Raw genomic sequence first — 21,950 nt, 5'->3', positions numbered from 1 at the left:
CGGGCAGCGCCCGGTCGCCCCCCCGGGCGGGCGCTTCGCGCGACGCCCGCGACCGGTCACTACCCTCTGTCACGCTAACGTTCATTCGAAAACACCTTCAAGAGATCCGCTGGCGGCGTCCGCGCCAGCCGCCGCGCGGGCCATGATGCGGCCAACGCAGCAGCCAGCAAGGCAAAGAGACCCAGCCGCGCATAATCCAACGGAAACAGATACATCGGCAGCTTCCAGCCAAAGGCCGCGACATTCACAACGGCCAACAGCGCCCAGGCCAACACGAGGCCCAGTGGCAAGGCAACCAGCGCTGTCAAACAGGCGAGCATCACTGCGCGCACCAGTTCAAGCTGGCCCAACTGGCTGCGGGTCATCCCCATCGCCCAGGCCGGCGCCAGTTGCGGCACCCGCATTGAGGCCAGCGTCAGAAGGCTCATCAAAATCGCAAACCCGGCCACGGCCAGCGTGAGGATGTTGAGCGCGGTTGTCACCGTGAAGGTCCGCTCGAAGATCGACAGCGACATCGCCTTGATCCCGGCCTGATTGATAGATTGGCCCGGGCGGATGCCGGTTTCAGCATCAAGGTCAGCCACAAAGTCCGGCGCGGCTGCCGGTTCCAAACGGATGCCAAAACTCTGCGCGGTGACGTCAGGATAAAGCTGGGCAAAGATCGCCTCCCCGATCACCGCCTGCCCGATCGGATTGCCGTAATCGCCATACACCCCCGCAATCGCAAAATCCTGCCCCTGCAAGGCGATCACATCGCCCACACCCAGCCCCGAACGCCGCGACAATTGTTCGTTGATCAGCACCGTTTCACCCGCGAATGTTGTGTCCCACGCCGCATCGGCGCTTTGTAAAAACACCCAATTGTCGCGATAGGTCGCGTGGTCACGGGCGCCGAAGACTTCGGTTGGTTGGCCCGCGACGGTGACATCCGCGCTTTGGATCGGCAGGATCGCATCAACTCTTGGCGTGGCAAACTCAATCAGCGCCGCGCTTTGCGCCGCATCTTCGGTACGGATGTAAAGCTCGGACGACAAACGCTGATCCAGAAAATCAACAAAGGTCAGACGAAAGCTTGACACCATGGTCGAGACCCCCACATTCGCCGCCATCGCCAAGAGCAGCGCCATCAGCGCCAGCGAAAGGCCCGGCAATTGCTGACGCGTATCGGCCCAGAACCATTGCGCCCGCACGGATTTGGCAAGGCGGCTGGCGAAGGCCAAGCACCGGTCAAGGATCAGAGGCAGCGCCAAGGCCGCCCCGATCAGCAGGCTTGCCAGCAAGGCAAAGCCGCCAACCAATCCATCAGCCGTGAACATCAGGATCGCAGCGAGCATCAAAAGGATCGCAGCCCCCGCACCCTGCAGCCAGGCCCGGCGGCCTGCCGCCATCGCCATCGCACGTGGCTGTGCAGCTGCCAAAAGCGGCATCCGCGCCAGCTGATAAAGCGCGCCACTGGCGGCCAGTGCCGTGCCGCCCAACGCGATCCCAAGACCCGACAGCCACCAGACAGGGCGCAGTTGCAGCGTGCCTGCGACATCGGCCCCATAAAGCCCGCGCAAGGTTGCCGCAACATCCGGCAGCAATAGCGCCGCGATGACATAGCCCAGCGCCACGCCAATCCCGCCAGCGACAAGGGCAAAAAGCACCAGTTCCGCCGCCATCAGCACGATCAACCGACCCAGCGGCAGGCCCAGCGCGCGCAACGTGCGCACCACGGGCCGTCTTTGTTCAAAGGCCAGACCAATCGCGCCATGCACGATGAAAATCCCCACCGCAAAGGACAAGAGGCCAAAGGCCGTCAGGTTCAAATGGAAACTGTCCGTCAACCGCCCGATATCGGTGCCTGCCTGTGCCTGCTGCCGGGTCAGTTCCGGCGCGACCATGGCCAGTTCGGCTTGCGTTTTCGGCTGTCGCGGCAGGACGATCAGGCTATCGATCAGGTCCTCCTTGCCCAACAATTGTTGCACCAAGCCAATATCCGAGATGGCGGTGTTCGGTGCGGTATCAGGGGCAAGGACGACGTTTAGGCCCGGCAATCGCGCCGCGGTCTCTGCATTCGCAAAGAACTGGCCTGCGCCTGCCAGAAAGGCGCCGATACTAGTCCCACCCTCCGAACGCGCGGGGCCAAGCCCGCCGGGCGCCGTCAGGACATCCACGCCGATAATCCGAACCCCTTGATACCGCCCCTGCACCACCGGGCTGACCAGCCAGCCCGCGCGCCGCAATGCGATATATGTCGATTGCGCCATCGGCTGGCCATCGGCCCGGATCAGGCGGTCATATTGTCCTTCGCCCAATGTGGCGGCGGCGGCATCATAGCTCGCGCGCGCCTCGGCATTGACCGCCTGCACCCCGGACCAAAGCGCTGTGGCTAGCGCCAGCCCCGCCAAAAGCGTGAAAAGCTGCAGCGGATTGCGCCACCAATGCGACAGCAGCGCTTGCAGAGTCACGACCGTCATATGATCTGCCCGGCTTTCAGGTGCAGCCGCCGTGACAGGCGCGCGGCGAGAGCCTGCGAATGAGTTACCATCAGCAGGCCCGCGCCGGACGCCGCAACAAGCTCCAGCATCAGGTCCATCACGATGGCCGCAGTGTCTTCATCCAGATTGCCCGTCGGCTCATCCGCGAGCACGAGCCGCGGACGTGGCGCCAGGGTCCGCGCAATCGCCACACGCTGCTGCTGCCCGCCCGAGAGTTGTTCGGGATATTTGTTCAGGTGATCGTTCAGCCCCATCTCTGTGACCAGGTGACCCGTCCAATCCGGATCATGCGCATCGGCTAGCCGGGCCTGAAACGCGATGTTGTCTGCCACTTTCAGACTGGGGATCAGGTTGAACTGCTGAAACACAACGCCCACTGTCCCGCGCCGCAAAGCCGCGCGTCCGTTATCGTCAAGCGTTGCGATATCCTTGCCATCGAGCGAGATCGTCCCCTGATCAGGCGTGTCGAGCCCGCCAATCAGATGAAGCAGCGTGCTTTTCCCGCTGCCGGACTCGCCTGTCAGGGCCAGCGTCTCTCCCTTATCGAGGCGCAAGTCCACGCCGCGCAGCACCTCAAACGGGCCGTCGGCTGTGGTATAGGTTTTGTGAATGTTTTCAGCGACCAGCAGCATGGCGCTAGACCTAACACAGCGCGCACCAAAGGAAACGGCTGCGGCGATAATGCACGGGCTCTCAGGCGGGTATCAGGGCGATTTGGTTGCCTGCAGGGTCCATGACGATCAGCTTCTCGACGAATTGCTCACTGCGGTCCCACGCAGTGTCATATCCGTCCGTCGCCAAACGATCCGCCACATCATGGATGTTGCGCAAGGGAAAGGCGGGCAGCGCTGCGCGGTCAAAGGCGAAATCCGGCATGGTGCCCAGATAGATTTGGCGGGTGCCGGAAACCGCCCAGAACCCGTCCTGCCTTAGATGGGAATTGGGTGCGCGCATCTCATCAAGGCCGAGAATATCGAGATAGAAAGCGCGCAAAGCATCCTCTTCATGCGGTTCCATCGGAATGAAAATCTGGCGCAACCGGGTATTCTGATGCGCGGGGTCGCGCCCGGCGCTGAAGGCCATGTCAGGGCCACGTCGTTTGCGCGGCTTGTCGCTATAGGTGCTTTCGCGCCCGGTGAAAATCTCAACAATCCAGCCGAAAAGCGCATCCAGAAGCGAGAACCGGTCGGTCTTCTTGCGCTTGTGCAGCGCATACCCTCCAAGGATCAAAAGCCCCAGGATCAGCCAGGGAAGGGTTTCAGAATTCAGCATGCCTTAACTCTGCGCAATCAACTCGATACGGTTGCCCACAGGGTCATGTGTAAAGCATCTTTTGACGTCTGGAAGTGCCATATCCCACGTGATGGCGTAGCCGGCATCGGTCAAATCACGGGCAAGATCGTCAAGATTGGCAACGATGAAGGCAGGATGTGCCTTTCTTGCGGGGTGAAAATCGGGATCAACACCAAAATGCACTTCAAGCTGTCCGGCCCGCGCCCAAAATCCGCCGCGACCGGCCAAGGGCGCTGGTTTGGGCATTTCGACCATGCCCAGATAGTCGCAGTAAAACGCGCGCAGATCATCTTCTGACCCTGCTGGCAAGGCGAGTTGGATATGATCAAGTGCCGTGATCATCGTCATGTCCTTTCCTATCTCGCTGATCGGGGTCATGCGGACCTTTGCCTGCACCCCGGATAAGCACCCAAACAACCACAACAAAGACAATGACGACGACAACAAAGTTTTGCGCAGCAACGTCTTGAAGCATGACTCTCCCATATAATGTATACTACAGTATACACATATGATAAAAAGCCGCTATTTCAAGATCATCATGCCGTCACGTTTTGCTGTTCCTCTCCGACCGCGTGGTTAAGGTGGTGGTGAAAAATCAGGGAGGAACGGATGACCGATATCGTTATTTTAGGTGGCGCGCGGACGGCCATTGGCACCTTTGGCGGGGCCTTGGCGGGCACAACACCGATTGAGCTTGGGACTATCGCCGCGAAAGCTGCGCTGGAGCGTAGCGGCGTCGAAGGCGCCCATATTGGCCATGTCGCAATGGGCCATGTGATTAACACAGAGCCCAAGGATATGTATGTCAGCCGCGTCGCTGCGATGAATGCGGGCGTGCCAGAGACGACGCCTGCCATGAACGTCAACCGGCTTTGCGGATCGGGGGTGCAGGCCATCGTTTCGGTTGTGCAATCTCTGCAATTAGCCGATGCAGAGTTTGGCCTTGCCGGCGGAGCTGAGAATATGAGCCGGTCTCCGTTCATCATCTCTGACCAGCGCTGGGGCGCGAAGATGGGTGACATCAAGACGCAGGATATGATGCTCGGCGCGCTCAACTGCCCGTTCGGCACCGGGCATATGGGTGTGACGGCCGAGAATGTGGCAGCGGAACATCAGGTCAGCCGCGAAGAACAGGACGCTTTTGCCCTGCAAAGCCAGGAACGGGCGGCGGCGGCGATCTCCGCTGGGTATTTTGAGGAACAGATCGTCCCTGTCCCGGTCAAGAAACGCCGTGAGATGGTGGATTTCGCGCAGGACGAACACCCGAAGGCGACCACAGCCGAGGCTTTGGCGGGACTGCGTCCGGTCTTTCAGAAAGATGGCTCGGTCACGGCGGGCAACGCGTCCGGTCTCAATGACGGGGCGGCGGCTGTTGTTCTGGCCACGGCGGACGCGGCAGAGAATGCGGGGCTCACGCCGAAGTTCCGGGTGCTTGGCTATGCCCATGCGGGCGTCCGGCCAGAGGTGATGGGGATCGGGCCTGTTCCGGCGGTTGCGAACCTTCTGATGAAACTCAAGCTGACGGTCGACGATTTCGATGTGATCGAGTCGAATGAGGCTTTCGCCGCGCAGGCGCTCGCCGTGAGCAAAGAGCTTGGCTTCGATCCCGCCCGCGTGAACCCCAATGGTGGCGCGATTGCCCTGGGCCATCCTGTTGGCGCCACGGGTGCGATCATCACGGTCAAAGCGATGTATGAGTTGGAGCGCATTCAGGGCAGGCGCGCGCTGATCACAATGTGTATCGGCGGCGGTCAGGGGATCGCACTGGCGATTGAGCGTCTTTGATCAAAAGCCAATAGGTCGCTTCCGCCCGGCCAGATCAGCGACAACACTCATTGCGGCGAGCGCGGAACTGCGCGGATTGTCGGGCAGGCTGTTGCCAAAGATTGTGATGTCGAAGCTGCCAAAGGCGCCTTTGGCCGTGATCTGATGGACATTGGTGGAGATTTGCGGATCAGCGATGAGCGTCACGCGGGTCCGGTCGAAGCCAAGCCCCGCCAATGCAACTGCCGCCGCGACATTGGCGTTCTTGGGATAGCGCAATGCGGCATCGCGCGCGGTGCCGTCGAAATGTGTCGCCGGTGTTGTGAGCGACGGCAGATCAAGCACGTCCTCTGCCGGTGACCCCACCCAACCTTTGGGCGGTTTGCGGCCGGTATAGGTGACTTCTGCCAAGCCCTCGACCCGGGCCGCGCGCAAGACGTCCAGCCCACCAATCGCGCCGCTTGCCAGATGCAACCGCGCGCTGCCCCGGATTGCCGCCTGCTCCAATTCCGTCGCCAGTGCTGCATCCGCCAACGCGCCTAGCGAGACGGTCAGCACGTCAATCCCCTGCGCAAGCGCCTTTGGCACATGCTGCACCAGCGCGCCGTGCCCGGCACAATCGACGATCAGATCGGGGACCTCCGGCAGATCGCTCAGGTCCGACACATACGGGACGTCCCCTGCCCGCTCTTTGCCCTTGCGGACAATCTGCGCGACCTCCGTGATTGCCTCTGCCGTCACATGTTTGCGCACATATTGGGCAATCGCCCCCTGCCCGATGATCGCAATCTTCATCCGTTTACGTCCTTTGTTGCCTGCAAGACACGTCACAAAGCCCTGATTTAAATTTGCCCTAATTTGAGCAACAAACCGCTCGATTTGTCAGCTTTATCCACGAATACTGTCCGCACGGGGTGGATGCAGCGATTGACAAAGAAGGACGCCATGACGCCTATTTCTCGACTATTCGCACTCTCCGCAATGTGTTTCTTCGCCCAGCCTGCGGCAGCAGAGGTGCAAGAAAAACCGATTTACGATCAGGTGGTCGAGATTGTCGCCTCGGAACGCGGCACGGTTCGCCGCTGGGCCTATTCGCCGAAAGTGACGGTGATCCATGATGGCGAGGCCTATCGCGACCAGATCAACGGGCTCGTCGAGATGGTGAACGCGCGGGTGCCGAATTTCCCTGGTGTGGGCGAGGTTGAGTTCTTTGATCTGTCCCAGTTCAACCGTCGTCTAGCAGGCAATATGCATTTCCGCATGCCGCGTCAGGAGTTCGATGGCGTTGAAGGGTCCATTGTCCGCGCTCTCTTGCGCGGCGGTGAGGAGGCGGAGGATGTCTCGCTGACTGGCAGCATCTTTATCTTTCTAACCGGCCTTGAAGACGGGATTACGCTGGGTGCATTGACGCAAAGCACCAGAAGGCTGAGTAGACAGTTTGCCGAAGGGACCGAGACGCGCTGCTATTTCAACCTGATGTCCAAGAATGATGAGCTGCGCGCGGGCTTTATCTTTATCAACAATGATGCGGCGACGCCGATTGCTGAGTGCATTTATGAGGAATTTCTGCAGACGCTGGGGCTTTTGAATGACAGCCAGGGGTCATCGGTGTTTACCTTCGACAATACGGGCGCTGTGCGAGAAGACCGCGACCCGGATTTCCGGCTGCTAGAGGCCCTTTACAGCGACCGGGTATCGCCCGGTGACGACGCGCATGTCGTGGCCGATCTGTTTTTGAACATCGCGCCCGCGCCAATTGTCGAGATTGCCGACAAGCCCTAGAACCCCTGACGCTTTCAAATAGTGCATAGGGCTGTGACCGGCCGCGGGTGGGCGTGCAGCGCCCGCCCGTGGGGGCGGCCGGGCGCTGCACGGTGGTAGCCACCGGGCGGTGTTACCGAGACTTGCGCAGGTTTTCTACTGACCGCTTCCTACATCCAACCAGAAGCACCTTCCCCGCGGGGAAAACGCGCGCTGCGTTGGGGGTTTGTTAACTACGTCACGCCGCTTCGGGATAGTCCCGCAGAAACACCCATTTGTCGCCTTCCGACATGTCAGGGTCGAACGCATAGCCGCCGCTGCGGAAGTCTTTGATCGCGTCGGCCTCGGTCAAACGGTTCTCGATGATAAAGCGCGCCATCGCGCCACGGGCGCGTTTGGCAAAGAAACTGACGATGCGCGGCTTGCCGTCTTTGAGCTCCATGAAGCTGGGTGTGATGACCCGCAATTTCAGCGCCTGGCGGTCGGCGGCGCCGAAGTATTCTTGGCTTGCGCAGTTGATGAGCGTGTCCGTTCCCAGCACTGCGGCCTGCGCATTCAGCGCTTTAGCAATCGTGTCGCCCCAATAATCGTAGAGCGACTTGCCGCGCCGGGTTTTCAGCTTGCTGCCCATTTCCAGACGGTAGGGCTGGATCGCATCGAGCGGGCGCAGAAGGCCATAAAGGCCCGAGAGGATACGCAGGTGGTCCTGGGCCCATGCGAGATCATCGGCGGAGAGGGTCTTGGCCTCAAGCCCCTGATAGGTGTCGCCATTGAATGCGAGGCCGGCGGGCTTTGTGGTCTCTGGCGCAGGTTTAGCCGCGAAGGCGCGAAACCGTTCGCGGTTCAGGCGCGCCAGATCATCGGAGATGTCCATCAGACCTTTGAGCTGCTTCAGCGTCAGGTTCTTCGCCGTCTTGGACAGTCGCACCGCGTCGCCCTGAAACGCAGGCGCAGTGGCGGCAATCTCAACCGGCGCCATATCGAGCGATTTTGCAGGCGAAACAACAACAAGCATCTCAGATCATCCTTTTCGTTCCGGCCACGATGTAACATGGTGAGCGGTGTTGACTAGGCCCGGAAAGGACGCGGCTACGATGAAGCTTTGCCGGATCAGAACGGATGACGGGATCAAGCCTGCTGCCGTGGACAGCGCGGGGGCATTTCGGGACCTTTCGGCGATCGTGTCGGATATCGACAGCACGCAAATCACGCCGGAGGGGCTCACAGCCCTAGGCGCGGTTGATCTGGCGACCTGCCCTGTGATCTTTGGCCGATTGGCACCGTTCCTGCGCGATGTGGGGCGGATCTTTTGCATCGGTCTGAATTAATACGACCATGCCGCCGAAATGGGCCTTGATGTGCCGGAGCACCCGATCTTGTTCATGAAGGCCTGTGCTGCGACCGGCGCAACCGATCCGATCATCCTGCCAAGAGGCTCGACCAAGACCGATTGGGAGGTGGAACTCGGCGTCATCATCGGCACCACTGCCAAGCATGTCAGCGAAGAGACGGCGCTCGACCATGTGGCGGGCTATTGTGTGGCCAATGATGTGTCAGAGCGGAGTTTCCAGATGGATTTCGGCGGGCAGTGGGTCAAGGGCAAGTCCGCCGACAGTTTCGCGCCACTCGGCCCGTATCTCGCGACGCGGGATGAGATTGCGGATGCGCAGGACTTGGCACTGTCACTGAAGGTCAATGGGGTCGCCATGCAGCAGGGCAGCACCAGGACGATGGTCTTTTCGGTGCCGCAGATCGTAGCCCATATCAGCCGGTTTCTGACGCTGCATCCCGGCGACATCATCCTGACCGGTACGCCACCGGGCGTGGGCGGCGGGATGACACCGCAAAAGTTCCTCAAAGCCGGGGATGTGGTCGAGGCAGAGATCGAAGGTCTTGGCGTGATCCGACAGGACGTGTCCGCCGATTAGTTCAGCTGCACTTGTAAGGGATATTGTCCGTCCTCGAACGGACCGAAGAGGTCTGGCAGGTCCGGATGATCCACCGGCTCACCCGAATAATCGGCGACGAGGTTCTGTTCGGACACGTAAGCGACGTAAAAGCTCTGCTCATTCTCGGCGAGCAGGTGATAAAACGGCTGGTCCTTCTTGGGGCGGCTGTCTTCGGGGATCGCGTTATACCAAGCGTCGGTGTTAGAGAACATCGCGTCCACGTCAAAAATCACCCCGCGAAAAGGATGCTTTCGGTGACGGACGACTTGGCCCAGATGGTATTTCGCGTGCGTTTTAAACATTTCACTAACCCCATCCTTTATATATGTCCGCTGCAGATGCAAAGTCTACGTTGGCGCCAAAGAAATAAAGGAAACAGTTTGTGGACCTCGCTCTGACAGTGCTGAATATTACGGCACCTGTTTTCATTCTAGGGGCGGTCGGTTTCACATGGGTGAAGCTTGGTTTCGACTATCCGATTGCATTCATCACGCGGATGGCAATGACGCTTGCAGTGCCCTGTTTGATCTTTGTAGCCCTGATGCAAACCGAAGTCGCACCAGAAGCGTTAGCCGCGTTATCGCTGGCAACTTTTTCGGCCTATGGGCTTGTAATGATTGGCGCTTTCGTTCTGGTCAAGGTGACGGGGCTGAACGTGCAGACCTACCTCGCCCCGCTGATTTTCGGCAATACCGGCAACCTTGGCTTGCCACTCGCGCTTTTCGCGTTTGGTGAGATCGGCCTGGGCTATGCGGTGGTTGTTTTTGCCGTCATGGCCATCCTTTCATTCACCATCGGAATCTGGATGGTGGCCGGTGAAGGATCACTAAAACGTGTCGGCCAAGAACCGCTGGTTGCGACAACGTTACTCGGGGCGCTTTTCCTTTGGCAGGGCTGGGAAACGCCTGAATTCCTGACGAACGCCCTAGATTTGATCGGCCAGATGGCGATTCCCATGATGCTGATTACGCTTGGCGTGGCCGTCGCGCGGCTTGAGACCAAGGCGATTGCGCAAGCTGTCTGGCTGTCTCTGGCGAAGGTTGTCATCTGCGTAGCCGCCGCATGGGCTGTGGCCAACTGGTTTGGGCTGGACCCGGTCGCAGCGGCGATCCTGATCCTGCAGATTGCAACGCCGGTGGCGGTCACATCCTATCTGCTGGCCGAAAAATACGGCGCCGATGCGCAGCCCGTCGCGGGGCTTGTTGTGACATCGACCCTCTTGTCGGTGATCTTTTTGCCGCTGATCCTTGCATTTGTGATCTGAAAACCGCGGCTTTGGGATTCCCACATCGCACCTGAGGCGCTATGTTGCGAAAAAACAAAAAGCGAGAGGCAGATGAGCAGTATCTTTCGCGCCTTGGCATGTGTGCTGATCCTGGGCAGTTGCGGGTCCAGCCAGCGGGACTTTTCGGCCCCGCGGGACCTCGATAACGCCTGCAGCATCGTGGTAGAGCGCCCAGACTATCTTCGCGCATTCCAGCAGGTGGAGCGGCGTTATGGCGTGCCCGTCCCGTCGCTGATGGCGATCATTTATCAGGAAAGCAAATTCATCGGCGATATCCGCCCGCCGCATCGCTACGCGCTGGGGGTGATCCCTGTGGGGCGGCAATCATCGGCGCTTGGCTATAGTCAGGCGCTGGACGGGACCTGGGAAGAGTACCTGGACGCCCGGGGCGGTCGCCGCGCCAGCAGGGAGGATATCTACGATGCGACCGATTTCATGGGCTGGTACATGACCCTGACCGTGGAAGAGACCGGCGTGCCGATCACCGATACGCGCAATCAGTACCTCGCTTATCACGACGGGCGCACCGGCTTTAAGCGCGGCACGTGGCGGTCAAAAAGCTGGCTGATCCGGATCGCGGGCGAGGTTGAGGCACGTGCCGTCATGTATGACACGCAATTGCGATCATGCGGAAAGATATGAAAGCAGAAGGCACCGACGATGCCGGGGTCTTCCTTTTCGTATTGCTCTCAAGTCTAAGGGCCAACGCTGCATTTGATCACTCCGACCCAATGGCGGGAACGAGACCAGAATGGCGAATGCTGTACCATTTGCTAATGTCCGGTTTCTGTGAGATCCAAGACGCATGCGAGTTCTCTTCCGCATTTCGCGTAAAGCCAAAGAGACGCTAAAAGTCGCGGCGACATCATTTGCCTGATCTTTCACGCTAAAGCCATATTTGTCTGTTTTGGGCTTCTTATGGACAGGATTTACCGCCCCGCCGTCAGCGTTACCGGCGCCGCTAGTATGCAAGACCGGTCTTTGAACCTTGCCCTAATCTTTGCTGGCCATAAATCCGCTGTCCAGGCAGTTGGTGGGATCATGCGAGCCACCCAAGATGGCTGTACGGTCGAAGAGGGTGATCTGACGCCTCCCGTCTTTCACTGGGACGAAGATGAAAATCGGCGCAAGCATGTGCTAGTGTCGCGTCCCCAAGGTGCAAAATTTACGCTTGTTGAATTCAACCTCTTTCATAACATTGGCCCAGTTCTGGCCCATATGCTGCCGGAGGTATGCGTTGTTACCCTCCGCTCAAACTACCCTAGCTCTAAAGACTATTTCAATGAACTGGCTGTTTTTGAGGGTGGCGAACGGATTAGGCGGGTTGACCGAAACAAACTTGGTGGAAGCTACTATGAAGAAGAAGGTAGCCCGCTGAGCTTCGAAGATGCTGCACGATACGAGCGCCCTACGGACGAACGCATTGACCGCGCGTACCTACTAGAAATTGCAACCAAACTTGGGCTCGATGTTGAGAACGCACTTTGGCGGAGACAGCTAGAAGGAGCGGTGCACCTGACCGGCATGGATGGCGACGGTGTCGATAAAGACCTTGAACGCTACAAGGAGCGCACGACGCGCTTTCAATCAGCATATGAGCGTGCGGTTGAACTTGGAATTGGTCAGCGCGAGACACCGATATCTGAAATAAAGTTAGAGGTTTTGTATTGGGAGCGCGCGCAAGCTTGCAGCGAGTACGGCAAGAGGTTTTTTCAAGCTCTAGATCGAGCGCAGCCCGATCCCGCAAAGGTCTTGAAGACTTATGACAGATGGTTGGACGCGACCGACTGTCCGGCTGACTTCACACTCCATCACTTCCGACCTTTCCTTAACAAGGCGGGTGATCCAGATGCGCTAAAGGAACTTAAACTACAGGGTGAACTCTGGCGTGATGCAAACGAGTGGCGATTTCGGATTTCTCAGACTGTGATAGACGATTTCCGAAATCGTGAAGGTGACTTGAACGAGTTGGATTTTGCCGTTGCAAAGGCTGTTAGAGGCGTCCGCGCCGGAAAGTACCCAAAAATCGAAATAGCAATGCGTAAAGAGATGGTGAATGTCTTCGGTCGAATTGGCTACGACTGCGACAAAAACATGCACATCTTGTCCATGCAGGAAGCTCAGGCAAAAACACCCGAAGCTTCTATTGGAAGTCTAACGGAACCGTTTCCTTTAGGCTAACCTCTCCGAAGTCAGACAGACGTTTCCATTTCAAAGGCCCAAACTGTCTGTTCAACACTGTTGTCAAGTGGCGGCGTCGGAGCTCTACGTTCGCAAAAGCAGACCTTGGTTTCGCCTCAGCAAACGGGAGCAAAGTCCGCAGCACCGTCTTTGACTTTGTGACCAAATAGGCTGGTGGCTCCCGCATTTCGCAGATGAATGGAGGCCCTGACAGCGCCTGTGCCAATTCTTATTCGTACATTTGCATGCAAGATGGCGCGTCCCGTGTCCAGCACGCGCCCATTTGTGAGAGTGTCACCTGCTTTTACAGTCCGTTATCCTAGCAGTGACCGCGCGACGCTGACGAGCATCCTTTGTCTGTTCGACATGTCGCCTTAGAACCCCCGGTCACGCATTTCCGAGATGATGTTGAATCGTTGATCGCGAATGCTGCCGCCGGTCACCAGATCATTCATGATGACGGTGGTCTGGGTGCCAAACTCATCTGTCACGATCCACTGGCGTAGCTCAATCGGGTTGGCCGTGAACACAAGCTGAATATTACCGTATTGCGGATTGTCCGGGTCTTGCGCGGTGATCGTGGTTGTCGTGCCGTCCGAGGTTTGATTGGTCACCATACGTTCCCGCCCGAGATTCACGTTGTCCTGCAGGATAATGCCCAAGGGTGTCTGGTTTAGGGGGAACCGGTCTGGTGGGACGTTGGATCGCGGATCGAACACGGCCAGTTGTCCGCCGCTTGCCAGCACCAACGCCTCATTGGGCGGGTTATATTCAAAGCGGATGCGCCCGGGCCGTTTGATGAAGATCTGCCCCGTCGACAACGTGCCATCCTGATTGATCTGGGTAAAGCCGCCCTGTGCCGTCTGCAGCCCGTTCAGATACTGCGAAATCTGGGCAAGTGACAGCTGCTGCGCCGAAGCAGCACCTGCATAAAAGGCCAGCATCAGCGACATGGCCAGATAAAGGATACGTTTGCTCATATGTCTTACCTATGGGTTTCGGGGCGTCTTTGCACCCCTGCGATAGGTTTCACAACTGCACGTTCCGCCGATGTTAGGCGATATCACGCCCGTTGATTTGCGATAGCAGGCAGGCCTTAGCCTGCATCGTCGCTATCCCGTGGCCCGGCGGCGCGTGTGAGACCGGTAAAATCAAACAATCCGGGATCAAGCAGATGCGAGGGCCGCGCATTCATCAATGCCCGAAACATGACCTGCCGCCTGCCGGGGCTGTTTTTCTCCCACCCGTCGAGGATCTGCTTGACCTGCTGGCGCTGCAACCCGTCCTGGGAACCGCAAAGATCACAGGGAATGATCGGGTAGTTCATGGCTTTCGCGAATTTCTCGCAATCGACCTCAGCCACATGGGCTAGTGGGCGGTAGACGAAGAGATCTCTCTCTTCATTGACCAATTTCGGTGGCATTGTTGCCAGACGCCCGCCGTGAAAGAGGTTCATGAAGAAGGTTTCGAGGATATCATCCCGATGATGACCCAGCACGACGGCTGAACACCCCTCCTGCCGCGCGATCCGGTAAAGGTTGCCGCGCCGCAAACGGGAACACAGCGCGCAGAAGGTGCGCCCTTCCGGCACCTTGTCCATGACGATGGAATAGGTGTCCTGATATTCGATCCGGTGCGGCACGCCCATCTTTTCAAGGAATTCCGGCAGGACGGTCGCCGGAAACCCCGGCTGACCCTGATCCAGGTTGCAGGCGATCAGATCGACCGGCAGCAGGCCGCGCCATTTCAGTTCGTAAAGGGCCGCAAGCAGGGTGTAGCTGTCTTTGCCGCCTGAGAGGCACACGAGCCATCGCGCATCCCGCTCGACCATCCCATATTGCTCAATCGCCTCGCGGGTGTGGCGCACAATGCGCTTGCGCAGCTTCTTGAACTCCGTTGTCGACGGGGCACCGTGGAAAAGCGGGTGTATCTCTGTTTCGTCCAGCATGGCGTGCATATGCCAGATGAGTGATGACCTGCCTAGAGCCATCCAATCATGTGGCCCCTGCGTAAGAGATGTAACATTTGGAGGAAATGATGCGTCTGATCCTGGCCGCCGCCCTTGTCTTTCTCGCTGCCTGCACTGGCAAACCGTCATTCAATGACCCAAGCCTCAGCGACCGCAAGCTGAACCTTGAGGAGTTTTTTGACGGTGAGTTGGTCGCCTATGGCCAGTTTCAGGACATTCTGGGCACTGTCCGGCGCAGTTTCGTCGTGACTATTGAGGGCGATTGGGACGGTGAGCGGCTGCGGCTGGTGGAGGATTTTGTGTACGAAGACGGTTCGACCGAGCAGCGGATCTGGACGCTGACCAAGACCGGACCGGATTCGTGGGTCGGCACTGCCCCCGGCGTGATCGGCGAGGCAACGGGGCAGGAGCAGGACAACCGGTTCAACTGGGTCTACACGATTGATCTGCCGATCCCCTCGGCCACCGGGGAGACCGAAACGCTGCGTGTCAGTTTTGACGACTGGATGTGGCTTCTAACCGACGACCGTCTGCTGAACCTCGCTTATGTCCGCCGTTTTGGCTTGGATATCGGCACGGTGACGATATCGTTTGAGAAGAATTGACGGATGTCGACGCCGTCTTGCAGACCGAAGGGGCGGCGGAATGGGAAATCTGGTGGGCTTGCTCGCTTTGCTGGTCACGATCATCGTTGTGGCCGTTATCTTGCGGCGAGAGGGCGGTAAGAAAAAATCAAACAAGGATTACTTCGCAGGAAAGAAGCCGGTGAAGCCTGCGGCCGCGTCAGACAATCGCGATTGGCCCGCCATTGTTGAAAAAGCACGCGACGTCGCAATGGCCATGGCCCGCCCTGCCATCTCGCTGACAATGGTGAAGGATCAGATCACGGATGATCCCCATTCGTCGATTGGTGGTCGGCCCAGCCTTCCCGCAGGTGCCAAGTGGCCGGGAGGGCGCGACGGCAAACCGATGATCTTTCTCGCGCAGATCAATTTCGCCGACATGCCCCCGCTGGACGGGTATCCTAAAGAGGGTGTCCTCTCTTTCTTTGTGGAGGACAATGATCTGAACGGATGCGACTTTCCGTCCAAGGATAACACCGGTTTTAAGGTGCTCTATCATGCGGATCCGAAGGCATTGCAACGGCTTGATCTGCCGGATCACAGCTGGGAGTTCACCCCGTTTAATGCCGAATTGACCACACAGGGCCGACGTCTGACGGGACAACTTGCCAGCGGTGCGATCTCACCCAATAGCGCTGAGGGGCAAAACTTGACCCAAGACTGGTATCCCGACTGCCCTGGTGCGTTGTGGGACAGTTTTCACGAAGCGCTGACCGAGGCAAAACCGGCATTGGTCTATTACGGTGGCCATCCAGATTTCACGCAGGATGATTTTCGTCGGGCGGATGATGACCCGAAACTGACCGAAGTGCTGCTGCAGTTAGGTTTCGTCCTTGATCGCGAGAACGACGTCGAGATTTGTTGGGGCGATGCGGGCGAGGCCTGTTTTCTGATCTCAAAGGCCGATCTGGCAGAGCGCAAGTTCGAAAAGGTCGCCTATAACTGGGATTGCAGCTAATTGGTGATTTCGGGTGCTGAGTGCGTTCAGAATTTTGGCCAAAATTCTGGTGCGTTGAGATTTTTCGTAACGAAAAATCTCTAGTCCGGCACGTTGTCGATGCCTGAGCCGCCCCACGGATGGCATCGCCCGATGCGGCGGATGGCGAGCCAGCTACCCTTGATTGCACCGTGCTTTTCGAGCGCTTCCAGCGCATAGGCCGAGCAGGTCGGCTGAAACCGGCAGCCATGCCCGACCCAGGGTGAGCCTATCAGCCGGTAGGCGCGAACGGGCAGCGAGACAAGATAGGCCAGCGGTGTCATGTATGTATCTTGGTCAGGGCGCGTTTGAGATCTGCAATCAGCGTATCAAATGGCAGGCTGGCCGTCACATCTTTCCGGCCGACCAGCACATAATCCCAGCCCTCGCGCCCGTGAGACGGCAGCACCAGCCGCGCCACCTCACGCAAACGCCGCTTTGCGCGGTTGCGGGCCACGGCGTTGCCGACTTTCTTGGAACAGGTGAAGCCAACACGGATGCCCGGCGCCTCACCCTCTGCCCTTTTGCGAGCCTGCAGGTGAATGCCGGGCGTGCCAAAGCGCCGCCCATGCGAGGTGCGGACGAAATCAGCGCGTTTCTTGAGGACCTGCAGACAAACGGAAACCGCCGGTGTGCCATCGGGACCCACCGGCGGTTTCAAAACGGTCAAGAGACTGGCCGCGCTTACGCGCTCAGCTTGGCACGGCCTTTTGCGCGGCGTGCATTCAGGATCTTGCGCCCGGCCTTGGTGGCCATGCGTGCGCGGAACCCGTGGCGGTTCTTGCGAACCCGGTTGGATGGTTGGAACGTGCGCTTCATCGCGTGCTCTCCGGTTCATATGGCCAAATCCGACACAAGGGATTCGAAGCCGATCTACATTTCAGACCTGCCGTTTAGAGGCGTGCATGGCCCATGTCAACGCGGATGACGGGGCGGAATTGCAACAATCGGGGTCAATCGCACCGCCGAATTGTTACAGGTTTTGTGATCAGCCCCCCGTAAACTGAAACATCAGACCCGTTTCCTATCAATGGGGCGTGAGGTGGGTATCGCGAACGCAGGCATCAGTCCATCTAACCTGCAACACCAAATCTGAACCCATTCGCCCATAGGACCCCGAAAGATGACCGAGATGACAGACAAGCCCGCCAACCCGCTTTTGCGCAATTTGCCCCTGCTGACGATTATCGTCGTCGCCGTTCTGGGGGCAATCTATTTGCGGGATTACCTTTCTTTTGAAGCACTTGCCGAAAATCGCGAGGCGCTGATTGGCTTTCGTGACGACAATTATCTTCTGACAGTTCTTGTCTTTGTTCTTGCTTATGTGGTCATCGTCGCCTTTTCGCTGCCTGGTGCCACCATCGCCACACTTACGGGCGGGTTCCTGTTCGCGACCTTCCCTGGCGCACTTTTCAACATCACAGGCGCCACGCTGGGCGCCATCGGCATCTTCCTCGCCGCCCGCTGGGGTCTGGGTGAGAAGCTCGCCGCCAAGATGGAAAGCTCTGAAGGCGCCGTCAAAAAGATCAAGGAAGGTATCGACAACAACCAGTGGGAGATGCTGTTTCTGATCCGTCTGGTCCCTGCGGTGCCGTTCTTTGTGGCCAACCTCGTGCCTGCGCTGGTTGGCGTGCCGCTCTTCCGGTTCGCTGTGTCCACCCTCCTGGGCATCATCCCCGGTGCGGTCGTCTACACCTCGGTCGGTGCTGGCCTTGGCGAAGTCTTCGCCCGCGGTGAGACCCCGAACCTTGGCATCATCTTCGAGCCCGCCATCCTGCTGCCGATCCTTGGCCTCTGTGCTTTGGCCGCGCTTCCCATCGTCATCAAGGCCGTGCGCGGCAAGAAAGGACTGTAAGTCATGAACCGCATCAAGACAGATATCTGCATTATCGGCGGTGGTTCCGGCGGATTGTCCATCGCAGCCGGTGCCGTCCAGATGGGGGCCAAGGTGGTCCTTCTGGAAGGCCACAAGATGGGCGGCGATTGCCTGAACTATGGTTGTGTCCCGTCAAAGGCGCTGATTGCCTCCGCCAAGCAAGCCCACGCGATGTCTCACGGCGAGAAGCTGGGCGTGGGTGAGGTGGCGCCAAAGGTCGACTATGCCGCCGCCAAGGACCATGTGCACGACGTGATTGCGACTATCGCCCCCGTCGACAGCGTTGAGCGGTTCGAAGGTCTGGGCGTGCAGGTGATCGAGGAATTCGGCACGTTTATCTCGAAAACCGAGGTGCAGGCGGGCGACAATATCATCGAAGCACGCCGTTTCGTGGTTGCTACCGGCTCTGGCCCCTTCGTCCCACCGATCCCAGGCATCGAAGACGTAACCTACTATACTAACGAAAACATCTTTGATCTGCGTGAAAAGCCTAAGCACCTGATCGTCATCGGTGGCGGTCCTATCGGCATGGAAATGGCGCAGGCGCATCGGCGTTTGGGCTGTGAGGTGACGGTGATCGAAGGCATGAAAGCGCTCGGCAAGGATGACCCGGAGATGGCCGAAATCGTGCTGGAAAACCTGCGCGCCGAAGGCATCAACATCGTCGAAGAGGCGCAGGCCGAAAAGATCAGCGGCAAGGATGGCGAGATCACCGTGCACACGCCCAAGGGTGATTTCACCGGCTCGCACCTGCTGATGGCGGTGGGGCGCAAAGTGAATATCGACAAGCTTGATCTGGATGCGGGCGGAATTGCCCATGACCGGACGGGCCTGAAGGTTGGGCCCGATCTGCGCTCTGTTACCAACAAAAAGGTCTATGCCGCAGGTGATGTGGCTGGCGGCCTACAATTCACCCATGTGGCAGGGTACCATGCCGGCGTGCTGATCCGGTCGATGCTCTTCGGCCTGCCGTCGAAGCAACGGACCGATCACATCCCCTGGGCGACCTACACGGACCCTGAGCTTGCCCAGGTCGGCCTGACCGAGGCGCAGGCGAAGAAGAAATTCGGCGCCAGTGTCGAGGTCGTCCGCTTCGAATTCCACCACAATGACCGCCTGATTGCAGAGCGGAAAACCAAGGGCCTGATCAAGGTGATGGTCGTCAAAGGCAAACCTGTCGGCGCCTCAATCGCAGGACATATGGCGGGTGAGTTGATCGGCATGTGGGCCATGGCCATCGCCAACAAGATGAAGATGTCGGCCATCGCCAACACCGTTGTGCCCTATCCGACCGTAAGCGAGGTTAACAAACGCGCCGCTGGTGCTTATTTTAGTCCAAGGCTATTCGACAACCCGACTGTAAAGCGGGTGGTCGGCTTTGTGCAGCGCTGGCTGCCCTAAGTATACGGGGAAAAATGACTAACTCTCTCTCAGGTCGCTTTCTGATCCTCACGGTGATCTTCGTGATGCTGGCCGAGATTTTCATCTTTGTGCCATCGGTCGCGCGGTTCCGCGAGGATTACCTGCTGGCACGGCTTGAGAGAGCTCAGATCGCGTCATTGGCCCTGGAGGCCGATGACATGATCAGCCCCGCGCTAGAGGCGGAGCTTTTAGAGAATGCCGAGGTCTACAACGTGGTCCTGCGGCGCGACGAGATCCGGCAATTGGCGCTCTCCTCGCCCATCCCATCGCCGATCACCGCGACCTATGACATGCGCAACCCCAGCAGCATGACACTGATTGCGGATGCGTTGCGCACGCTGATCGATACCGAAGACCGGATCATCCGCGTCATCGGCAACCCTGTTCGCGATGGTGGGCTCTTGATCGAAATCACCATGGATGAGATGCCGCTGCGCGACGCGCTTTTGGCATATGGACGGAATATCCTGATCCTCTCGGCATTCATCTCGATCATCACGGCGAGCCTCTTGTTTTTGTCCGTGCAAATCCTGCTTGTCCGCCCGATCAAAGGCGTTGTCGACCACATGCAAGCCTATGCCAAGGCACCCGAAGATGCCCGCCAGATCATCCAGCCCTCTGCCGGGGTCAAGGAGTTGCGCGACGCTGAAGAGTCGCTCCAGATGATGCAGACGCAACTGACGGGCGCGCTGAAGCAGAAAGAGCGGTTGGCTCAGTTAGGTGGCGCCGTCGCGAAGGTCAGTCACGATTTGCGCAACATCCTGACCTCGGCCCAGTTATTCACCGACCGGATTGAGTCCTCCGACGATCCTTTGGTCAAACGGATGGCGCCGAAGCTGGTGAATTCGATCACGCGTGCGGTGAACCTCTGCGAAACCACGTTGGCCTTTGGTCGGGTGGATGAGCCTGCGCCGACGCTGAACCGCGTGAACCTGTCACAGATCGTGAATGATGTGATCGACAGCGAACGGCTCGCAGCAACGGACTACCCGCTCTCGTTCGCCGAAGACATTCCGATGACGATGAACCTGCGCGCCGATGGAGAGCAGCTTTTCCGCGTCATCTTCAACCTTGTCCGCAACGCGCGCCAGGCAATCATGGCCACAGGCGAACCGGGCGAGATCGGCCTGATCGCCACCGAGGATGATCAAAGCTGGCAACTCACGATCACCGATACCGGCCCGGGCCTGCCTCAAAAGGCACAGGAACACCTGTTTCAACCGTTTCAGGGAGGCGTCCGCAAGGGTGGCTCTGGCCTCGGTCTCGTGATCGCCGCCGATCTGATCCGCGGCCATGGCGGGCGGCTGGAGTTGCAACGGACCGATGAAACCGGCACGACCTTTCTGATCACTCTGCCGAAAGAAGATGCCGCTTTGGCGCCTGCCGCAGAGTAACAAAAGAATCCCTATTAACCCCTTGCATCATTGGTTGCGCTTGTCTAAATCAGCCGACACGCGGATTGGTAGCTCAGCTGGATAGAGTACCTGACTACGAATCAGGGGGTCGGGGGTTCGAATCCTCCCCAGTCCGCCAAATAACTGTTGTGAAGCGACACATAGGTTTGCCATTCGCGACACAAAGTCTTTCCATTCTTCCAGTCAAAGCCTGCCATTTGCGGCTCCCCAGTTTCGTTTGATCCTGTTTCCCAACCGGAAAATCAGGGCGATTTGAAAATCAGACGGCGAAGCCGCCTGCTTCTGCAAATCTGCCACGTGGCGAACGCGGGAGGGGGCGACCCGCGTCGAATGTGGCCTAGTCAAATCGCAAAACGCGCTTATGGCGCAGAGCGAAAGCGACATGCAGGGCTATGCCCATGGGCATGGTTGGGGCGTCGCGGATTATCCGGATGGCGTGCCGATGGTCGAAAAACAGGTATGGGCCGCGTTTCACGGAGAGTATTTTTCTCGCAAGGCCGCCCGGGTTGCCGACGTGGCGGGGCAGGATAGTGCGAAACGCAAAGTCTCGGAATTGGTCGATTTCTTACGCGATCCTGAAAGCTTCTCGCGGGTACCCGATCAATCCACCCAAGGCCGCACCGTCGCGTTCAGCGACGAACGCGTTCCCATAACTGAATTTCCCCTCCTCCTTCTCAACAAAGGGTGCGACCGCCGACGGTGCCGTCTACGCCCACTATTCCATCTCGGACCAAAGCGATGGGACAACGCCTCCACTTGCCATGTCAACGACACGTACAAGCAACGGCGTATCGTCCAACGTGGCCTGCCGGAGCAATGTGTCGAGAGGCTGGCTTTGGCCGCGATCGGCCATACTGGTCTGGTTGAACACCGTATGCCTTGGCGTGGTGAGGGACTTTGTGTCTATGCTGTTCTTCTTCTGCGAACAGGCAGCAACCTTTGGTTTGTCTCAT

The 21,950-nt window shown here is 58.5% G+C and carries 23 protein-coding genes, 1 tRNA gene and 1 pseudogene; 13 read left to right on the top strand and 12 right to left on the bottom strand.

The window, feature by feature from the left end; all coding sequences use genetic code 11:
- Positions 1–74: 74 nt before the first annotated feature.
- From SLH47_RS00125 to SLH47_RS00110, 4 genes are all read right to left on the bottom strand, one after another.
- Positions 75–2,459, bottom strand: a complete 2,385-nt coding sequence (locus SLH47_RS00125; RefSeq protein WP_320237252.1) for an ABC transporter permease — start codon at positions 2,457–2,459, stop codon at positions 75–77.
- Positions 2,456–3,112 (bottom strand): ABC transporter ATP-binding protein, encoded by a 657-nt coding sequence (locus SLH47_RS00120; RefSeq protein ID WP_320237251.1) that lies wholly within the window; start codon positions 3,110–3,112, stop codon positions 2,456–2,458. The genes SLH47_RS00125 and SLH47_RS00120 overlap by 4 nt, the downstream gene beginning before the upstream one ends.
- 61 nt (positions 3,113–3,173) lie before the next feature.
- Complete coding sequence (locus SLH47_RS00115) at positions 3,174–3,752, bottom strand: hypothetical protein (protein ID WP_320237250.1); 579 nt, start codon at positions 3,750–3,752, stop codon at positions 3,174–3,176.
- A gap of 3 nt (positions 3,753–3,755) precedes the next feature.
- Positions 3,756–4,151 carry a glyoxalase gene (locus SLH47_RS00110; protein WP_320237249.1) on the bottom strand — a complete coding sequence of 132 codons (396 nt, stop codon included), beginning with the start codon at positions 4,149–4,151 and terminating at the stop codon, positions 3,756–3,758.
- 234 nt (positions 4,152–4,385) lie between these two features.
- Here SLH47_RS00110 and SLH47_RS00105 point away from each other — a divergent pair, with 234 nt between their 5' ends.
- On the top strand, positions 4,386–5,561 hold the full coding sequence (locus tag SLH47_RS00105) for an acetyl-CoA C-acyltransferase family protein (RefSeq protein WP_320237248.1): 1,176 nt from the start codon (positions 4,386–4,388) through the stop codon (positions 5,559–5,561).
- Here the strand turns inward: SLH47_RS00105 and SLH47_RS00100 are convergent, their stop codons facing one another.
- The gene (locus tag SLH47_RS00100; RefSeq protein WP_320237247.1) at positions 5,562–6,335 is read right to left on the bottom strand and encodes an aspartate dehydrogenase; all 774 of its coding nucleotides are present in this window, start codon (positions 6,333–6,335) and stop codon (positions 5,562–5,564) included. It lies immediately after the preceding gene.
- A 150-nt stretch (positions 6,336–6,485) separates the two neighbouring features.
- Here SLH47_RS00100 and SLH47_RS00095 point away from each other — a divergent pair, with 150 nt between their 5' ends.
- Positions 6,486–7,322 carry a DUF2927 domain-containing protein gene (locus SLH47_RS00095; RefSeq protein WP_320237246.1) on the top strand — a complete coding sequence of 279 codons (837 nt, stop codon included), beginning with the start codon at positions 6,486–6,488 and terminating at the stop codon, positions 7,320–7,322.
- Between the two features lie 217 nt (positions 7,323–7,539).
- Here SLH47_RS00095 and yaaA read toward each other — a convergent pair whose 3' ends face one another.
- On the bottom strand, positions 7,540–8,316 hold the full coding sequence (gene yaaA / locus SLH47_RS00090; RefSeq protein WP_320237245.1) for a peroxide stress protein YaaA: 777 nt from the start codon (positions 8,314–8,316) through the stop codon (positions 7,540–7,542).
- Positions 8,317–8,395: 79 nt separating this feature from the next.
- On the opposite strand from yaaA, the pseudogene SLH47_RS00085 reads away from it, so the two are divergent.
- A pseudogene (locus SLH47_RS00085) lies at positions 8,396–9,229 on the top strand (fumarylacetoacetate hydrolase family protein).
- Here the strand turns inward: SLH47_RS00085 and hspQ are convergent.
- On the bottom strand, positions 9,226–9,552 hold the full coding sequence (hspQ, locus tag SLH47_RS00080; RefSeq protein WP_320237244.1) for a heat shock protein HspQ: 327 nt from the start codon (positions 9,550–9,552) through the stop codon (positions 9,226–9,228). The pseudogene SLH47_RS00085 and the gene hspQ overlap by 4 nt on opposite strands.
- 80 nt (positions 9,553–9,632) lie before the next feature.
- Here hspQ and SLH47_RS00075 point away from each other — a divergent pair, with 80 nt between their 5' ends.
- From SLH47_RS00075 to SLH47_RS00065, 3 genes are all read left to right on the top strand, one after another.
- Positions 9,633–10,514: an AEC family transporter gene (locus SLH47_RS00075; RefSeq protein ID WP_320237243.1), complete on the top strand. Its 882-nt coding sequence runs from the start codon at positions 9,633–9,635 to the stop codon at positions 10,512–10,514.
- A 72-nt stretch (positions 10,515–10,586) separates the two neighbouring features.
- Positions 10,587–11,177 carry a lytic transglycosylase gene (locus tag SLH47_RS00070; protein WP_320237242.1) on the top strand — a complete coding sequence of 197 codons (591 nt, stop codon included), beginning with the start codon at positions 10,587–10,589 and terminating at the stop codon, positions 11,175–11,177.
- Between the two features lie 276 nt (positions 11,178–11,453).
- Complete coding sequence (locus SLH47_RS00065; RefSeq protein ID WP_320237241.1) at positions 11,454–12,716, top strand: hypothetical protein; 1,263 nt, start codon at positions 11,454–11,456, stop codon at positions 12,714–12,716.
- Positions 12,717–13,090: 374 nt separating this feature from the next.
- Here the strand turns inward: SLH47_RS00065 and SLH47_RS00060 are convergent, their stop codons facing one another.
- Positions 13,091–13,696, bottom strand: a complete 606-nt coding sequence (locus SLH47_RS00060) for an outer membrane lipoprotein carrier protein LolA (protein WP_320237240.1) — start codon at positions 13,694–13,696, stop codon at positions 13,091–13,093.
- Positions 13,697–13,812: 116 nt separating this feature from the next.
- Positions 13,813–14,664: a tRNA 2-thiocytidine(32) synthetase TtcA gene (ttcA, locus tag SLH47_RS00055; RefSeq protein WP_320237239.1), complete on the bottom strand. Its 852-nt coding sequence runs from the start codon at positions 14,662–14,664 to the stop codon at positions 13,813–13,815.
- Between the two features lie 89 nt (positions 14,665–14,753).
- Between ttcA and SLH47_RS00050 the strand changes: the two genes are divergently transcribed.
- Positions 14,754–15,290: a DUF3833 family protein gene (locus tag SLH47_RS00050; RefSeq protein WP_320237238.1), complete on the top strand. Its 537-nt coding sequence runs from the start codon at positions 14,754–14,756 to the stop codon at positions 15,288–15,290.
- 40 nt (positions 15,291–15,330) lie between these two features.
- Positions 15,331–16,266, top strand: coding sequence for a YwqG family protein (locus SLH47_RS00045; RefSeq protein WP_320237237.1), 936 nt, complete (start codon positions 15,331–15,333; stop codon positions 16,264–16,266).
- Between the two features lie 80 nt (positions 16,267–16,346).
- Here the strand turns inward: SLH47_RS00045 and yidD are convergent, their stop codons facing one another.
- From yidD to rpmH, 3 genes are read right to left on the bottom strand one after another with little or no spacing between them, the layout of a single operon-like run.
- Positions 16,347–16,568, bottom strand: a complete 222-nt coding sequence (gene yidD, locus SLH47_RS00040; RefSeq protein ID WP_320237236.1) for a membrane protein insertion efficiency factor YidD — start codon at positions 16,566–16,568, stop codon at positions 16,347–16,349.
- A complete protein-coding gene (rnpA, locus tag SLH47_RS00035) occupies positions 16,565–16,954 on the bottom strand; it encodes a ribonuclease P protein component (RefSeq protein ID WP_320237235.1) in 390 nt (129 codons plus the stop codon). Before rnpA ends, yidD begins: the two co-directional genes overlap by 4 nt.
- A 14-nt stretch (positions 16,955–16,968) precedes the next feature.
- Positions 16,969–17,103 (bottom strand): 50S ribosomal protein L34, encoded by a 135-nt coding sequence (gene rpmH / locus SLH47_RS00030; RefSeq protein ID WP_007204042.1) that lies wholly within the window; start codon positions 17,101–17,103, stop codon positions 16,969–16,971.
- A 313-nt stretch (positions 17,104–17,416) separates the two neighbouring features.
- Here rpmH and SLH47_RS00025 point away from each other — a divergent pair, with 313 nt between their 5' ends.
- From SLH47_RS00025 to SLH47_RS00005, 5 genes are all read left to right on the top strand, one after another.
- A complete protein-coding gene (locus SLH47_RS00025) occupies positions 17,417–18,139 on the top strand; it encodes a TVP38/TMEM64 family protein (protein WP_413785611.1) in 723 nt (240 codons plus the stop codon).
- A 3-nt stretch (positions 18,140–18,142) separates the two neighbouring features.
- Positions 18,143–19,561 carry a dihydrolipoyl dehydrogenase family protein gene (locus SLH47_RS00020; protein ID WP_320237233.1) on the top strand — a complete coding sequence of 473 codons (1,419 nt, stop codon included), beginning with the start codon at positions 18,143–18,145 and terminating at the stop codon, positions 19,559–19,561.
- Between the two features lie 14 nt (positions 19,562–19,575).
- Entirely contained in the window at positions 19,576–20,976 is a 1,401-nt protein-coding gene (locus SLH47_RS00015) for a HAMP domain-containing sensor histidine kinase (protein WP_320237232.1), read from the top strand.
- 62 nt (positions 20,977–21,038) lie between these two features.
- A tRNA-Arg gene (locus SLH47_RS00010) sits at positions 21,039–21,115 on the top strand.
- Positions 21,116–21,379: 264 nt separating this feature from the next.
- A partial coding sequence (locus tag SLH47_RS00005) for a hypothetical protein (RefSeq protein WP_320237231.1) occupies positions 21,380–21,950 on the top strand: 571 nt, incomplete at its 3' end.

The organism is Cognatiyoonia sp. IB215182 (assembly GCF_033963905.1).
In the GTDB taxonomy this organism is placed as follows: Bacteria; Pseudomonadota; Alphaproteobacteria; order Rhodobacterales; family Rhodobacteraceae; genus Yoonia.
The sequence above is the reverse complement of the archived record's forward strand: the minus strand, read 5'-3'. Positions and strand labels throughout refer to the sequence as shown.

Bases quoted from the DNA above. Each gene is read 5' to 3' on its own strand.
- SLH47_RS00125 (WP_320237252.1), bottom strand. From the start codon at position 2,459: ATGACGGTCGTGACTCTGCAAGCGCTGCTGTCGCATTGGTGGCGCAAT.
- SLH47_RS00120 (WP_320237251.1), bottom strand. From the start codon at position 3,112: ATGCTGCTGGTCGCTGAAAACATTCACAAAACCTATACCACAGCCGAC.
- SLH47_RS00115 (WP_320237250.1), bottom strand. From the start codon at position 3,752: ATGCTGAATTCTGAAACCCTTCCCTGGCTGATCCTGGGGCTTTTGATC.
- SLH47_RS00110 (WP_320237249.1), bottom strand. From the start codon at position 4,151: ATGACCCCGATCAGCGAGATAGGAAAGGACATGACGATGATCACGGCA.
- SLH47_RS00105 (WP_320237248.1), top strand. From the start codon at position 4,386: ATGACCGATATCGTTATTTTAGGTGGCGCGCGGACGGCCATTGGCACC.
- SLH47_RS00100 (WP_320237247.1), bottom strand. From the start codon at position 6,335: ATGAAGATTGCGATCATCGGGCAGGGGGCGATTGCCCAATATGTGCGC.
- SLH47_RS00095 (WP_320237246.1), top strand. From the start codon at position 6,486: ATGACGCCTATTTCTCGACTATTCGCACTCTCCGCAATGTGTTTCTTC.
- yaaA (WP_320237245.1), bottom strand. From the start codon at position 8,316: ATGCTTGTTGTTGTTTCGCCTGCAAAATCGCTCGATATGGCGCCGGTT.
- hspQ (WP_320237244.1), bottom strand. From the start codon at position 9,552: ATGTTTAAAACGCACGCGAAATACCATCTGGGCCAAGTCGTCCGTCAC.
- SLH47_RS00070 (WP_320237242.1), top strand. From the start codon at position 10,587: ATGAGCAGTATCTTTCGCGCCTTGGCATGTGTGCTGATCCTGGGCAGT.
- SLH47_RS00065 (WP_320237241.1), top strand. From the start codon at position 11,454: ATGGACAGGATTTACCGCCCCGCCGTCAGCGTTACCGGCGCCGCTAGT.
- SLH47_RS00060 (WP_320237240.1), bottom strand. From the start codon at position 13,696: ATGAGCAAACGTATCCTTTATCTGGCCATGTCGCTGATGCTGGCCTTT.
- ttcA (WP_320237239.1), bottom strand. From the start codon at position 14,664: ATGCTGGACGAAACAGAGATACACCCGCTTTTCCACGGTGCCCCGTCG.
- SLH47_RS00050 (WP_320237238.1), top strand. From the start codon at position 14,754: ATGCGTCTGATCCTGGCCGCCGCCCTTGTCTTTCTCGCTGCCTGCACT.
- SLH47_RS00045 (WP_320237237.1), top strand. From the start codon at position 15,331: ATGGGAAATCTGGTGGGCTTGCTCGCTTTGCTGGTCACGATCATCGTT.
- yidD (WP_320237236.1), bottom strand. From the start codon at position 16,568: ATGACACCGCTGGCCTATCTTGTCTCGCTGCCCGTTCGCGCCTACCGG.
- rpmH (WP_007204042.1), bottom strand. From the start codon at position 17,103: ATGAAGCGCACGTTCCAACCATCCAACCGGGTTCGCAAGAACCGCCAC.
- SLH47_RS00025 (WP_413785611.1), top strand. From the start codon at position 17,417: ATGACAGACAAGCCCGCCAACCCGCTTTTGCGCAATTTGCCCCTGCTG.
- SLH47_RS00020 (WP_320237233.1), top strand. From the start codon at position 18,143: ATGAACCGCATCAAGACAGATATCTGCATTATCGGCGGTGGTTCCGGC.
- SLH47_RS00015 (WP_320237232.1), top strand. From the start codon at position 19,576: ATGACTAACTCTCTCTCAGGTCGCTTTCTGATCCTCACGGTGATCTTC.